Genomic DNA, 14,093 nt, shown 5'->3' on the forward strand with positions numbered 1-14,093 from the left:
AAATTCTTTATTATTTTTACATCTTAAATTCAAATTCATTTATGGCATCATCTTTTGATAAATATCAAAAACGTAAACTGATATCGTCTTACGTTTCTGTGGTGATAAGTATTGCTTTGGTACTGTTTCTTTTAGGCTGTTTAGGGCTTTTGGTTATCAATTCTAAAAAAGTTGCGGATCACTTTAAAGAACAAGTGGTGATGACTATTTATTTGAATGATACAGCTAAAGAAGTTGAGGTTAATCAGTTAAAAAAGAGTTTAGCAATGGCCGATTATACCAAAGATGCACTTTATGTTTCTAAAGAAGAAGCTGCAGAATTTATGAAAGCAGAAACAGGTGAAGATTTTATGGACTTTGTAGGCTATAATCCTTTAAAGAATTCGATTGATGTTCATTTAAAAGCAGATTTTGTAACTACAGAACAGTTAGCAGAAATTACCGAGAGCCTTTCTAATAAAGTATTTATTGAAGAGATTAGATACGATAATGATTTGGTAGAATTAATGAATGATAATGTTAAGAAAATTACTTTCTGGGTTTTGATTATTAGCGGGTTATTTACCTTAATTGCTGTTTTATTAATTAATAGTTCTATCCGTTTAGCCGTTTACTCTAAAAGATTTATCATTAAAACTATGCAAATGGTTGGTGCTACAAAACGTTTTATTCGTAGACCATTTGTTTGGAAAAGTGTACAGCTTGGTATTATTGGAGCATTAGTTGCTTTAGCAGGTATGGCGATTGTTCTATACTATTTAGATCTTACATTTCCAGAATTAGAATTACTGAAAAATACGATATCTATCGCAGCGCTTTTTCTAGGTATTTTCCTTTTAGGTATTGTAATTACTTGGATTAGTACGTTTATAGCAACACAACGTTTCTTAAACTTAAAGACAGATCAGTTGTATTATTAAGGGATAAATAATCAATTTATGAAGATTTATTTTTTTGTTATTTCTATAATTTCAATCTGTTTATTCAGTTCTTGTAACCCTCTTAAAAAAGGGAATCCTAATCGTATTTCTATTGAAATAAAAGAAGGAGTAGAAGCTGATAGTATTAAAATTGTAAGCTATAATAATTCTGAAGTCATTATTGCGAAAACAGGAAACCCTTATCATTTTAATTTTAGCGACACCATTAATGATGCTTATGTTATTGATGTTTTTAAGGATGGTAAAAAATCTTCGAAAAAGATATTTCTTGACGGTGAGGATTTGAAAATTCAAGCTGAATTAAGCTCAGGTGTTTTTAAAATTGATACTGTAATAGGTTCTGAAATCTATTATAAATCTGTTGATTTCTATAAAACATTACATCAGTTAGAATCTGATAAAATTGATGATTCAGGGATGAATAAATTTTTATTACAAAACATTAAGGATAACTTAAATCATCCATTCTCTCACGAAATAAGCACTATTTATATAGAGCGAAATAAAAATTATAAAGCTCAGTTAATAAATCTTAAGTCTGTATTAGAAGGACAACCCGAAGCTTTAAAAGAACACACGCTTAGTGTTAATAGAACTTTAGATAATTTAATTAAAGAAGAACATTTAGATCTTTCTGCGTTTCAATTTTATAATAGAGAAGGGAATGTGTCTAAAATAGATCTAAGCCATAAAGGCGATTATCTTTTAGATTTTTGGTTTGTACATTGTCCGCCTTGTGTACGTGATCATAAAAAAATAGGAGCCAATTTAGAGATGTTTAGTAATCATAATGTTGAATTAGTAGGTGTTTCTATTGATACAGAAAGTGATAAATGGTTAGATTACTTAGTGAGTCATGATTATAATTGGCAGAACTATAGGGAACTTAGAAAAGGGAATGATTTAATTGATGCATTAGATGTTTGGGAATTTCCAACTTATATCTTAATTAGTCCTGAAGGAGAAGTTAAAACTAAGTTTTACTCATTTGAAGAATTAGAAAGCTATTACAGTAAACTATAAATTCTTTTTATCATTATTAAATTCACAAACTCTTAACGCTGCAATTATAAATAAAACTGTTACTTTGCAGCATACTAAAGTAGAACAGAAAGACCATGGGAGAACAAAAACGTAAGGACGATTCTAAATCTGAATTCATTTTCGGGAAGAAAAATTATAAATTCTTATTTATAGGCTTGGCATGTATTGTTATAGGCTTTATCCTTATGTCTGGTGGTGGTAGCGATGATCCTAATGTCTTTGATGAATCTATTTACAGTTGGAGACGTATTCGTTTAGCGCCAACTTTAGTGTTAATTGGGTTTGGTATACAGGTGTATGCTATTCTTTTAAATCCGAATAAAAAATCGGAGAAATAATCCTTATTTTATCTACTTCTAAAGCGTAAACTGCGCTTATTTGATATTTTTGCTTCATGGAAATTATAGACGCTGTTGTTTTAGGAATCATTCAAGGTCTTACTGAGTTTTTACCAGTATCATCGAGTGGTCACTTAGAAATCGGAAAAGCTATACTTGGTGATCATTCTGTGCCAAAAGAAAGCTTATTATTTACGGTTGTACTTCATTTTGCTACGGCATTAAGTACAATGGTGATTTTTAGAAAAGATATTTTTGATATTGTAAAAGGTATTTTGAAATTTGAATGGAACGAAGATCTTCAGTTTATTTCTAAAATTGCTTTATCCATGTTGCCAGCAGTTATTGTTGGTCTCTTTTTTGAAGAGGAATTAGAACAACTTTTTAATGGCAATATTCTACTTGTAGGTTGTATGCTTATCGTAACAGCCGTTTTACTTTTCTTAGCAGATAAAGCAAAGGATACCCAAAAGAAAGTCTCGTTTTCTAACGCTTTTATCATTGGTGTATCTCAAGCCATTGCAATGTTACCTGGTATCTCGCGCTCTGGAGCTACAATTTCTACCTCAGTTTTATTAGGAAACGATAAAACAAAAGCAGCACGTTTTTCATTTTTAATGGTTGTGCCTTTAATTTTTGGTAAAATTGCTAAAGATCTTTTAGGAGGAGAATTAACTTTTGATAGTTCTAATTTTACGGCTTTAAGCGTCGGTTTTATTGCTGCGTTTGTAGCAGGTTTATTTGCTTGTACTTGGATGATAGCACTAGTAAAGAAGAGTAAATTAAGTTATTTTGCGATTTATTGTGTCATTGCTGGTACTGCAGCTATAATCTGGTCATTAAGCTAATGCAAACGGAAGAAGATTTTAAAAACGGACAAGTTTTATTAATAGACAAACCATTAACTTGGACATCGTTTCAAGCGGTTAATAAGTTGCGTTGGTCTATACGGCAAGCCTTTAGTATTAAGAAAATTAAAGTGGGTCATGCGGGGACTTTAGATCCTTTAGCAACAGGTTTACTTGTGATCTGTACAGGTAAAATGACTAAGCAAATCAATATTTTTCAAGGTCAGGAAAAGGAATATACAGGAACTTTTGTTATAGGAGGAACAACACCTTCTTTTGATTTAGAAACAGAAGTGAATGAAACATTCCCCACAGATCATATTACAGAGGAATTAATTCAAAATGCAATTCCACAATTTATAGGTAAGATAGAACAATATCCACCGGTGTTTTCTGCCATTAAGAAAGATGGAAAACGTTTATATGAATTTGCAAGAGCAGGTGAGGAGGTTGAAATAAAACCAAGACAAGTTGAAATTACTGAATTTGAGATTACAGAAATCAATGGTTTAGAGTTGAAATTTAGAGTCGTTTGCAGTAAAGGAACTTACATTAGATCTTTAGCAAATGATTTTGGAAAAGCTTTAAATTCTGGTGGACATTTATCAGAATTACGTCGTACACGTATTGGTGATTTTAAAGTTGAAGAAGCCCTTACTCCTGAAGATTTTATTGCAAGTTTACCTTCTAAAGACTGATTTAACACGGGTTTAAGAGGTTGTCTTAGACTATTTCTTCATTCTTTTCGTATATATTAGTAGCCTAAAACTTTTTGTACTGAATTTCATAGAACAACATAAAGCAGCATTAATTACATTTCTCTTAGCGGGAATTGTAGTTCTTGGCCTGTTTAGTTTTCAGATTAAACGTCATCAAGATTTAATAACAGAAAGTTATTATCTCATGGATCCCGAGCCTGAAACAACTAAAGAAGACCTTCAGAAAATAGAAGAGCAAAATTCAGAATCTACAAATAAAGCCTTTAACGAAGACCAAGAGTACAAAGAGATGATGCGTAACTTTAAATCGGTTAGCACTAATGATTTTGAACGTACCACTAAGGCCATGGAAGCGGCTAAAGCAAGTAAAGAGGTATTGGTGGAGACAAACTATTCTAAATCTTACGAGAATGGTAAGGACTACGCTTTAAATTCAGAAGAAACAGAATCTTATAAAAAATTACAAAAGGAATTAAAACAACGTCTTGATAATAAAAGAGCGGCAGATGAGCATGCTAAAACTAAGGGTACACTTACTTATTCTTTAAAAGGTAGAGTTTTATCACATTATAAAATTCCACGCTATCTGTGTGAAGTTGGTGGTAAAATTGTTGTAAACATTAAAGTAAATGAAGTAGGTAATGTTTTTGATGCCAAAGTTAACGGCTCGTCTAACTCCAATAACAAATGTTTAGTAGAGCATGCAATTGCGTATGCAGAATCTGTGCAGTTTAATGCTTCAGATCGTAATGAGCAATTAGGAACCATTACATTTTTATTTAAGGGAAAATAATGGTTATTGTTTTATGGAACTATTGTCGGTATTCATTTATATAGAATTGAAAAAAACACCAACAATAGCTTAATTACTTTTAACTTGAAGGTTCATTAACCTAATAGATTAACTAAATCTTCAATTGTAGATTGTCCTTTATCTTTATTGTACCAACGTTGTAAATCTTCTTTAAATTCAGGAGTTAATTTACCATGTTTTGATTTATAATCTTGTACCAACTTTGTCGCAACTGTTGGTCTTGGGCCAAATGTATTTAAAACTTCATTTGTTTCAGAATCTAACATAACAAGCTTCGGGATCGCTTTACCTCCATTGGTTAAAAATTGATCCATAAGCGCTTCGTTTTCATCTCTAAGCACAACTTTATAATCAATAGCGTCATTTAATTCTGCAACTTTATTGATAATTGGCATTATATGAGCCGCATCACCACACCAGCTTTCTGAAATAACCAACCAAGTTATTTTCTTATCAGAATTTTGAATTTTACTTTTCATTTCTTCAGAAACTTTTCCTGTTTTATCCCAACGTCTCATACGTCTGTCATTAAGTTGGGTGTATTCAGCTAATGCTTCTGTTTTTTCACTTCCGGTGTTTGATTTTTCGTCAACTAAAGAAGTTACTAAAGTTCTGTATTCAGCATAAGTCATACTATTTTTTAGACTTTCTGAAATAATATTGTTTAAAGTAAGTGTGTCTGTATCCATATAACAAAAATAATAATATGTTGCTATTTTTGTGCAACAGTTGTTACATTAGTAGCTCTAAATTTAATTCCTTACAAGATGAGTAAAAGCAGATGTGGATGGTGTGTTGGTGATACGTTATATGAAGCCTATCATGATGAAGAATGGGGTGTTCCTGTTTTTGATGACAAGACATTATTTGAATTTTTAATTTTAGAAACCTTTCAGGCAGGTTTAAGTTGGATTACAATCTTAAGAAAGCGTGAAAATTTCAGGAAAGCTTTTGATAATTTTGATTATAAAAAAATAGCAACCTATAAAGCTTCAAAAGAAGAAGAGTTATTGCAAAATGCAGGAATTATTAGAAATAAGTTAAAAATAAAAGCAACGATTAGTAATGCGCAGGCTTTTATGGAAATTCAAAAAGAATTTGGTTCATTTTCTAAATACATTTGGGCTTTTGTTGATGGTAAACCTATAAAAAATAGCTTTGAAAGTTTTAAGGATTCTCCAAGCAACACGGAATTAAGTGATAAAATCAGTAAAGATTTAAAGAAACGTGGTTTTAAATTTGTAGGTTCTACTGTGATTTATGCACAAATGCAGGCTACAGGTATGGTTAACGATCATGAAGTATCTTGTTTTAGATATCAAGAGGTTTAAGATATTCCATAAATTGAGCTCTTGGCATATCTTTAGCACCTAAACTTTCAAGGTGGTTGGTGTAAATTTGGCAGTCAATTAATTTGTAATTCGTGTTTTTTATAAAAGTGATAAACCCCACTTTACTTGCATTACTAACTTTAGCAAACATGCTTTCTCCACAGAACACCTTGTCGTTAATTGCAATACCGTATAGACCTCCAACTAAAACATCATCTTGCCAAACTTCTACAGATTTAGCATAACCTAATTGATGTAGTTTAACGTAAGCTTTAATCATATCTTCGGTTATCCATGTTCCGTCTTGACCTACTCGTTTTGTGGCTGCACAATTTTCTAAAACTTCTCTAAAAGCTTTGTTTTCGGTAACTTTAAATGTTTCTTTTTTTAGAATTTGCTTCATGCTTTTAGAGATTTTTAAATCTTTAGGAAGTAAAACAAATCGAGGATCTGGTGACCACCAAAGTATAGGCTCTTCATCTTGATACCATGGAAATATACCATTAGAATAAGCATGTATTAGACGTTCTGAAGTTAAATCTCCTCCCACAGCTAAGAGACCATCTTCCGAAGCTTCAGAAACATCTGGGAATTCAATTTTATGAGTTAAAAAGTGCATAATCGAAAATAAGTAATGATGTTTAAAATTAATAGTTTAGATCTTGATGCTAAAAGAATTTTGTTGATTCTTTCTTAGAATAATAATCAAATTTAAAATCCAACTTTTAAGTCTTTATGAATCATCTAGATTGTTTTCTATTAATTTATATAACAGAAAAAGACTTGTTTTATAGAAAAACAAGTCTTTTTTATATGTGTTTAATCCTTTCGTTTAGAAAGGTAAATCGTCGTTATCACTTTCTTCTAAATCTTTTACAGGTTCAAAAGCTTCTGTTGGAGGTACAGGAGGCATGTTTCCGCTTGCAGCTTCAGCTTGTGCAGCTTCAATTCTCCAACCTTGAATTGAGTTAAAATATTTAGTTTCACCTTGTGGGTTAACCCATTCTCTTCCTCTTAAGTTAATGCTAATTTTAACTTGTTGACCAACTTGGTAGCTATTTAATAAATCTGTTTTATCTTGAACAAATTCCACCATAATATGCTGTGGGTACTGTTCATCTGTAGTTACAACAATTTCTCTTTTTCTAAACCCATTGCTACCAAAGGTTTGAGTCTCTCCTACCATTTTAATTCGTCCTTGTACTTCCATTTCTTCTTAATCTATAATTTATTATAATCCTTAAATATTTTGAGGCTACAAAAGTAATAACTTCCAAGCACTTTCTACGTCTCCATAGCTCAAATAATTTTGTGCTAATTTGTGTTTTTCTCTATTAGATGCTGTTTTTATGTTTGGATACCTGTCACTTATGCTGTTAATAAACTTATTAACATCGTTGGTATTAGGTAATCCTTTTACATTGGCAAGCATCCCTAAATCATTGCCTGTTAAAATGATACTGTTTTTTATGTTATGTGGTAGATTATCAACGCCAATGCCCATGTCTGATAGCGGTCTTGGTATCTCAAAAAAACCATTTTTAGCTCTACTGTAGTAGCTACCACCTGCTCTTGCAACTAAATCTAAAGCTTCTTGGTTTATGGTTTTGTCTTCATTTAAAACTTCTTCTGCAATGTGAAGTTTTACCACTTCGCAAATCACTAAATTACCAGCTCCTCCTTCAGTTCCTAGTTCAATAATTTCATTGACTTTACATTCAAATTGTACTGGAGATTCTGCAACTCTAAAAGGTTTTACATTATCTGAAGGCAACATGGTTAAACCTGCTTTTTCAAACTCATTTATTCCTTCAGGGTATTCTGTGCTACTTAATGACATTTGCTGTACAATATCATAATTTACCACGTTGATAACAACCTCTTTTGTGGCTTCAACATTATGTAGAGTATGTTTTGTAGTGTTGTCTCTAACGCGTCTAGCCGGAGAAAATATTAAAATTGGAGGATTAGTACTAAAGACATTAAAAAAGCTAAATGGCGATAAATTAGCATTACCATTTGCATCTATAGTACTCGCAAAAGCAATAGGCCTTGGTGAAACCGCACTTAATAAGTAGCTTTGTAAGACATCTGTTTTAAGATGCTTTGGGTTTAATGATATCATGTACTTGTCTGATTTTCAGTAAATATAAGTATAATCAATTTTCAGTAAAAGTATTTAAAGAGAATAGGGCACAATATTTTCAACACTTTTGCATTATATTTAATATTAAAATAAACTTAATCAATGAATTTTAGTTTAAACCGAAATGTAATACGTTGGGTTATAATAGGGTCTTCTTTTGTTATTATTTCTCTAATTCTTTTGAATACTTATACGTTTTTTCAAAATTTTAAAGTTGAAGAGCGCTCTAAAATGAATACTTGGTCTGTTGCAGTTAGCGATATTGGGACACCTAAATTAAATGATGAAGTAAACATAGTTACAGATCATGTTATTACAGAAACAATAATAAATACGCCTGTATTAGTTATTGATGAAAACGGAGATTTAAGTACTTCTATTAATATTGACGAATCTTTGTTGAAAGATTCTTTAGATGTGAAACGATTGGTAGATCAGTTTAAAAATGAAAATACGCCTATTGAAGTCAATATGGATTCTGATTCTAAACAACTTATTTATTACGGAAATTCACCATTGTTAAATAAACTAAAATATTATCCTTTAGCTTTATTATTAATCATTTTACTTTTTGCAGCCGTTGTCTATTTCTTTTATCGTAGTTCTAAAATAGCAGAACAAAATAAACTTTGGACAGGTATGGCAAAGGAGACGGCGCACCAAATAGGAACACCTTTGTCTTCACTTGTGGGATGGACAGAAATTTTAAAGATGGAAAATGTTAATCCCGAGTATATTTTAGAAATTGAAAAGGATATTGACCGTCTTCAAACAATTACAGAACGCTTTAGTAAAATAGGTTCTATTCCTAAGCTTAAAAATGTTGATATTGTAGAAGTTACTCAGTCTTCTTACGAGTATTTAAAATCAAGATCTTCTAAGTTAATTAATTTTGAAATAGTAATTCCTGAGCGAAAAATAGAAGTGAATCTAAATGAACAACTTTTTAGTTGGACGATAGAGAATTTAGTGAAAAATGCCATTGATGCCATGAAGGGCAAAGGGGATTTAAAAGTAGAACTTACACAGCTTGAACGACAAATTTTCATTAATATTTCTGATACCGGAAAAGGGATTGCTAAATCATCTTTTAATAAAATATTTGAACCTGGCTTTACCACCAAAAAAAGAGGTTGGGGACTTGGTTTGTCATTATCTAGACGAATTATTGAAGATTACCACAATGGTAAAATAAAAGTTTTGACTTCCGAAATAGGGAAGGGAACCACTATACAAATAATACTAAAGCAGGTTTAATTCATTTTTAATTAGAAAAGGACTTGTGGTTTTTAAATTAATTGATCTTAACATTTTTTTCAAAAAAAATAATCAAGGAAAATCATTTTAAGACAGAAGTCAAAGATGTTTAAATTCTTTAATAATGACGTTGGTTATCAGAGAATATGGGTTTATAGAATTGAAAGGGATACTTACAGAATGCTCGCTATTGCTTAAGTAGATGAAAGTTTTTAAACTAGAATAATTCAAAATTTAGTTTAAATTTGGGGCATGAATTCGTCAAAATATTTCACTTTAAAAGAAGCTAGGATAGGTAATAACTGTCCTGAATGTTATTCTAACGATAGCCTAGTGCTCACGTTAAAACAAAAGCTAATTGAAACTCAATTCTATAAAGCGCTTACAGACGAAACGACTAGTGATATACGATGTCTTAATTGTGAAATGCCAATTTTTCCCATACGATGGACTGAGGATATAGAACGCGTGGTAGATTACCACAAAAGAGGACTTAAAATTAGACCTAAATCTACAAAGCTAAAACCTATTGCTTGGGGTTTAATTGTTTTAGGTGTTGTTTTGTTGATTACAACAATCTTATTTGTAGCAAAAATTATTTCAATCTAAAATTATAAGAAAGAAGAGATTTTCTTTGCAATAGCCTCAAATTCTTCAGACTCTAATTTTTGTTTATTAGAAAAAAGTGCGTCTTCCATAGCGTGTAATGGAATTAGATGAACATGTGCATGCGGTACTTCTAGTCCAATAACAGTCATTCCAATTCGTTTGCAAGGAATTGCTTTTTCTAAAGCTATAGCTATACGATGAGAAAATTTCATTAAACCGATATAGGTCGCTTCATCTAAATCAAAAATTTTGTTAACCTCCTTTTTAGGGATACAAAGCGTATGGCCTTTAGAGTTAGGGTTAATATCTAAAAACGCATAGAATTCTTCAGTTTCTGCGATTTTATACGAAGGGATTTCTCCTGAGATTATTTTTGTAAAAATTGTAGCCATATCCTAATCAATATTAAGTTCTATAAATATAAAAAGATTCCTGAAAAACAGGAATCTTTTTGTATTATAACTTTAGTTTTTGTTATCTAGAAATTTCTAATATATCAAATTTCATTACACCGTTTGGGACTTTTATTTCAGCAACATCTCCTACTGATTTTCCTAGTAACCCTTTTCCGATTGGTGAATTTATAGAAATTCGACCTGAGGCTAAGTTAGCTTCACTTTCCGCAACTAAAGTATAGGTCATTTCCATGCCGTTAGTCTGGTTTTTAATTTTAACTTTTGAAAGTGCCAAAGCTTTAGTTAAATCTAACTGAGACTCATCTATAACTCTTGCACCAGATAAAATTTCTTCCATTTTAGAAATTTTCATTTCTAACATACCTTGTGCTTCTTTTGCAGCATCGTACTCTGCATTTTCACTTAAATCTCCTTTGTCTCTTGCGTCTGCAATATCTTGAGATGCCTTTGGGCGTTCCACATCTTTAAGTTGGTTTAACTCATCTCTAAATTTTTTTAAACCTTCAGCTGTGTAATAAGATACTTTACTCATAATTTAATCGTTTTAAGTATAACAAATTCTAAAAGGTGAATTCTTTATTATTTTAGAGCCTGTCTGGAAAGCAGACAGGCTCTAAAATAGAAGTAGAAATAATATTCTTCTTAGAAGTTTGTTATAATATAATTATAATGTTAGCATAAAAAAAACCTCGCGCTGACGAGATTACTATGCAAATATATAAAATATTTACGGTATTGTTGAATTAATAGTAAATTGCCACTTGGAATTTTAAGGTGAAATTCATAATAAATATGAATACGTCAAAAAATAAAGTGGGATGTTAGTGTTCTTGCGGCTTTTAAATATTTTTATTTTTAAGTCATTAAATTTCAAATCCTTAATAAAATAAATTAAACCTGTGAAAAAAATATTTTTAATACTCGTTAGTGTGGTTGTTTTAGGCTGTAGCCAAAATGACACGGATTATAATTGTAATTATTTGTTAGATGTTGGTGTTAATTTAACGGTGAATCTTAATCTTCCTCAGTATAACCAACTATTGTTTCCTGTTAATGCTGTTAGAGTATCAAATTATGGTAATGATGGTATTATTTTGGTAAGAGCGGGGAGTAATTCACTTTTAGCATGGGATGGTGCAGATCCTAACCATGTGTCTTCTTCATGTTCTACTTTAGAAATTGTAGGTTTAAATGCCGTTTGTGGTTGTGGTGATGGTAATGAATATAGTTTAATTACGGGTACGGCACTTAATGATGATCCTCAACCCTGTACGTTAAAACCATACAGAGTTGAAACCATCAGTGATAATGTTTATTTAATTAGTAATTAAAAATTCATTGTAACACCAACTAAAAAATTTGTGGTTGCTTGTGGGTAGAAACCTGCTCCTTCTATAGTTGTAATGCTTCCTGGGTTAGACCAGTCGTCATCATAAGTATAGTAATATCCGTTAGATACATATTCTACGTTAAAGATGTTGTTAACTAAGCCTGAAAAAACAATAGAGTCAAAAATAGATTCTGTTTTTAAAGTATAGTTAATGTTGAAATCATTAGTGAAGAAACTATCTAATTTAGAACGATCTGCTTCAGTGTTTCCCATATATTGTTCGCCAACAAATTTGCTTAGCCAAGACATTTGAAGGTTTTTAATAGGTTGAAAAACAATTGCATTAGCGGCAACTAAACTAGGCGAGAATGAAATATCTGTTTCACCTAAATTTTGAACTGCGCCATCAAAAGAAATAACAGTTTCATTATTTTTATTAGTGCTTAATGTTGCGTTAGGTTGTAATGTTAACTTTGGAGTAACAGGAATTATAGCTTCTAATTCTAAACCTAAACGGTAACTTTTACCACTATTAGTTCTAATAGGATTTCCTACATCATCTAATTGGCCAGATAAAACCAGTTGTTGGTTATACTGCATATAATATACATTAGCATTAAATGTGAAGTTGTTTTTGTTATGTCTCCAGCCTAATTCAAAATCATTAAGTTGTTCTGGTTTTATATCGCTATTGTTTTCAAAATCCGTTCTGTTAGCTTCTCTGTTTGCTCTTGCATAAGAAAAATATAGGCTGTTATCTGTATTTACATCGTATGTAATACCAGCTTTTGGATTGAAAAAAGAAAAGTTTTTATCAATCGCAAATTCTACAACATCAGATGTTGTTCCTGTTGTTTTATAGGTTACGTTTCTCGTTTGTAAATCTCCGTATAAACTTATTTTTTCATTTAAGCGGTAATTTGCTTTTGCAAAAAAAGATAAATCATTTTTTAAACTATTACCATCATAATAGCGGTCTCTGATTTCAGATTGACTTGCGAATTCTGCCCAAATAATTTCACCAAAATGATCACCGTCATAATGACTAAATGAACCTCCAAAAATTAAATTTAGATTATCATCTTTATAATTCGCATTTAAATTAGCTACATAATAATCATTATCTAACCAACGTCTACGGATTAAATCTGTTGTGTTTACGGTTTCCGTTCCAAAAGCAAGAGGTTGTAAACCATAATCTTCAAAATCTTGGTTTTCCTTATATTGCTCAAAATATCCACGACCATAAGTGTAGTTTAAGCCTAGAGTAGTTGACCATTGGCTATTGTAACGTTGGTCCCAATGTAATTGGTAATGATCTTGATTGTAATAATCTACTTCATTATCATAAAATTGTGGGTCACCATTGGCGTCGTTATATTCTCCGGCAGAGTTGTAAGTTCTATCATTCTCTAGCTTGTCTAAATCTTCTAAACCATTCCAAGATTGATATGTCACTTCTTTTCCTCCAAAAGCAATAGCTTTAATTAAGGTGTTGTCATCTACATAAGAACCTTGTAAAAAGTATGATTTTAAATCCGATGATGCACGATCTATATAACCGTCAGAAGCAATATTAGATAAACGACCAGCAATTTCGAAGTGGTCATTCATAAGTCCGGTACTAAATTTTACAGTATGTTTTCTAGTGTTATAGCTTCCGTAAGAGTTTGAAATCTCACCAGAAGCTTCCTTAGATACCGCATCTGTTAATACATTAATACTTGCACCAAAAGCACCAGAGCCATTGGTAGATGTTCCGACTCCTCGTTGTAATTGTAAGCTTTCTGTAGAAGAGGCAAAATCGCTTAAATTTACCCAAAATGTACCTTGAGATTCCGCATCATTATATGGTATTCCGTTAATAGTAACATTAGTAGATTGCGAGCTGACACCTCTAACTCTTATGCTCGTATATCCTACACCTGCACCAGCATCTGTAGTGGTAACAACCGAAGGCAAAAAGTTAAGTAACATAGGAAGGTCTTGACCTAAATTTCGTTTGGCTAATGCTTCCTTGTCAATGTTAGAGTGTGTAATTGGTGATTTGGCATCTACTCTAACAGCTTTTACTAGAACTTCATCTAGTTTTTCAACTTTAGTAGAATCTTGTGGTTTTTCTTGTCCATAAATGGAGCAAACACTTAATAAAAAAATGGAAATTGACAACCTCTGTCTACTTGTTTTTGAGAGATTGTTGAATAGGTTTTTCATACGACTATAGTATTATAATCGAATAAAAAGAGGTCATTATTCTTGGTTAATAATTAGTTATGTTGAGCTTTAGACTCCTGCAATAT

The 14,093-nt window shown here is 31.4% G+C and carries 17 protein-coding genes; 10 read left to right on the plus strand and 7 right to left on the minus strand.

Annotated features, from left to right (window positions below):
* Positions 1-41: 41 nt before the first annotated feature.
* From H0I32_RS09185 to H0I32_RS09210, 6 genes are all read left to right on the plus strand, one after another.
* Positions 42-920: a cell division protein FtsX gene (locus tag H0I32_RS09185; RefSeq protein ID WP_173586197.1), complete on the plus strand. Its 879-nt coding sequence runs from the start codon at positions 42-44 to the stop codon at positions 918-920.
* Positions 921-938: 18 nt separating this feature from the next.
* Positions 939-1,964, plus strand: a complete 1,026-nt coding sequence (locus H0I32_RS09190; protein ID WP_179313574.1) for a TlpA family protein disulfide reductase — start codon at positions 939-941, stop codon at positions 1,962-1,964.
* A 95-nt stretch (positions 1,965-2,059) separates the two neighbouring features.
* Complete coding sequence (locus tag H0I32_RS09195; RefSeq protein ID WP_173586199.1) at positions 2,060-2,323, plus strand: DUF3098 domain-containing protein; 264 nt, start codon at positions 2,060-2,062, stop codon at positions 2,321-2,323.
* 56 nt (positions 2,324-2,379) lie between these two features.
* Entirely contained in the window at positions 2,380-3,171 is a 792-nt protein-coding gene (locus tag H0I32_RS09200) for an undecaprenyl-diphosphate phosphatase (protein WP_179313573.1), read from the plus strand.
* The gene (truB, locus tag H0I32_RS09205; RefSeq protein ID WP_179313572.1) at positions 3,171-3,869 is read left to right on the plus strand and encodes a tRNA pseudouridine(55) synthase TruB; all 699 of its coding nucleotides are present in this window, start codon (positions 3,171-3,173) and stop codon (positions 3,867-3,869) included. The genes H0I32_RS09200 and truB overlap by 1 nt, the downstream gene beginning before the upstream one ends.
* Positions 3,870-4,074: 205 nt before the next feature.
* On the plus strand, positions 4,075-4,683 hold the full coding sequence (locus tag H0I32_RS09210) for a hypothetical protein (RefSeq protein WP_173586202.1): 609 nt from the start codon (positions 4,075-4,077) through the stop codon (positions 4,681-4,683).
* 95 nt (positions 4,684-4,778) lie between these two features.
* Here the strand turns inward: H0I32_RS09210 and H0I32_RS09215 are convergent, their stop codons facing one another.
* Positions 4,779-5,393, minus strand: a complete 615-nt coding sequence (locus H0I32_RS09215) for a thioredoxin family protein (RefSeq protein WP_179313571.1) — start codon at positions 5,391-5,393, stop codon at positions 4,779-4,781.
* A 78-nt stretch (positions 5,394-5,471) separates the two neighbouring features.
* Between H0I32_RS09215 and H0I32_RS09220 the strand changes: the two genes are divergently transcribed.
* Entirely contained in the window at positions 5,472-6,035 is a 564-nt protein-coding gene (locus tag H0I32_RS09220) for a DNA-3-methyladenine glycosylase I (RefSeq protein WP_179313570.1), read from the plus strand.
* On the opposite strand, the gene aat is transcribed toward H0I32_RS09220, so the two are convergent.
* The 3 genes from aat to H0I32_RS09235 form a co-directional block, all read right to left on the minus strand.
* On the minus strand, positions 6,016-6,654 hold the full coding sequence (aat, locus tag H0I32_RS09225; protein WP_173586205.1) for a leucyl/phenylalanyl-tRNA--protein transferase: 639 nt from the start codon (positions 6,652-6,654) through the stop codon (positions 6,016-6,018). The two genes, H0I32_RS09220 and aat, sit on opposite strands and share 20 nt — an antisense overlap.
* 213 nt (positions 6,655-6,867) lie before the next feature.
* On the minus strand, positions 6,868-7,245 hold the full coding sequence (locus H0I32_RS09230; protein WP_173586206.1) for a DUF3127 domain-containing protein: 378 nt from the start codon (positions 7,243-7,245) through the stop codon (positions 6,868-6,870).
* 45 nt (positions 7,246-7,290) lie between these two features.
* Complete coding sequence (locus tag H0I32_RS09235) at positions 7,291-8,160, minus strand: flavin reductase family protein (RefSeq protein ID WP_173586207.1); 870 nt, start codon at positions 8,158-8,160, stop codon at positions 7,291-7,293.
* A gap of 123 nt (positions 8,161-8,283) precedes the next feature.
* Here H0I32_RS09235 and H0I32_RS09240 point away from each other — a divergent pair, with 123 nt between their 5' ends.
* Both H0I32_RS09240 and H0I32_RS09245 read left to right on the plus strand, forming a co-directional pair.
* A complete protein-coding gene (locus H0I32_RS09240) occupies positions 8,284-9,438 on the plus strand; it encodes a sensor histidine kinase (RefSeq protein ID WP_179313569.1) in 1,155 nt (384 codons plus the stop codon).
* Between the two features lie 252 nt (positions 9,439-9,690).
* On the plus strand, positions 9,691-10,047 hold the full coding sequence (locus H0I32_RS09245; RefSeq protein ID WP_173586209.1) for a hypothetical protein: 357 nt from the start codon (positions 9,691-9,693) through the stop codon (positions 10,045-10,047).
* A gap of 2 nt (positions 10,048-10,049) precedes the next feature.
* Here H0I32_RS09245 and H0I32_RS09250 read toward each other — a convergent pair whose 3' ends face one another.
* Entirely contained in the window at positions 10,050-10,439 is a 390-nt protein-coding gene (locus H0I32_RS09250; protein ID WP_173586210.1) for an HIT family protein, read from the minus strand.
* A gap of 82 nt (positions 10,440-10,521) precedes the next feature.
* A complete protein-coding gene (greA, locus tag H0I32_RS09255; protein ID WP_173586211.1) occupies positions 10,522-10,995 on the minus strand; it encodes a transcription elongation factor GreA in 474 nt (157 codons plus the stop codon).
* 367 nt (positions 10,996-11,362) lie between these two features.
* On the opposite strand from greA, the gene H0I32_RS09260 reads away from it, so the two are divergent.
* Entirely contained in the window at positions 11,363-11,794 is a 432-nt protein-coding gene (locus H0I32_RS09260; protein WP_173586212.1) for a hypothetical protein, read from the plus strand.
* Here the strand turns inward: H0I32_RS09260 and H0I32_RS09265 are convergent.
* The gene (locus H0I32_RS09265) at positions 11,791-14,007 is read right to left on the minus strand and encodes a TonB-dependent receptor (protein WP_179313568.1); all 2,217 of its coding nucleotides are present in this window, start codon (positions 14,005-14,007) and stop codon (positions 11,791-11,793) included. The genes H0I32_RS09260 and H0I32_RS09265 overlap by 4 nt on opposite strands.
* Between the last annotated feature and the right edge of the window lie 86 nt (positions 14,008-14,093).

Origin of the sequence: Winogradskyella sp. HaHa_3_26 (assembly GCF_019278425.1) — a bacterium.
Lineage (GTDB): Bacteria > Bacteroidota > Bacteroidia > Flavobacteriales > Flavobacteriaceae > Winogradskyella > Winogradskyella undariae.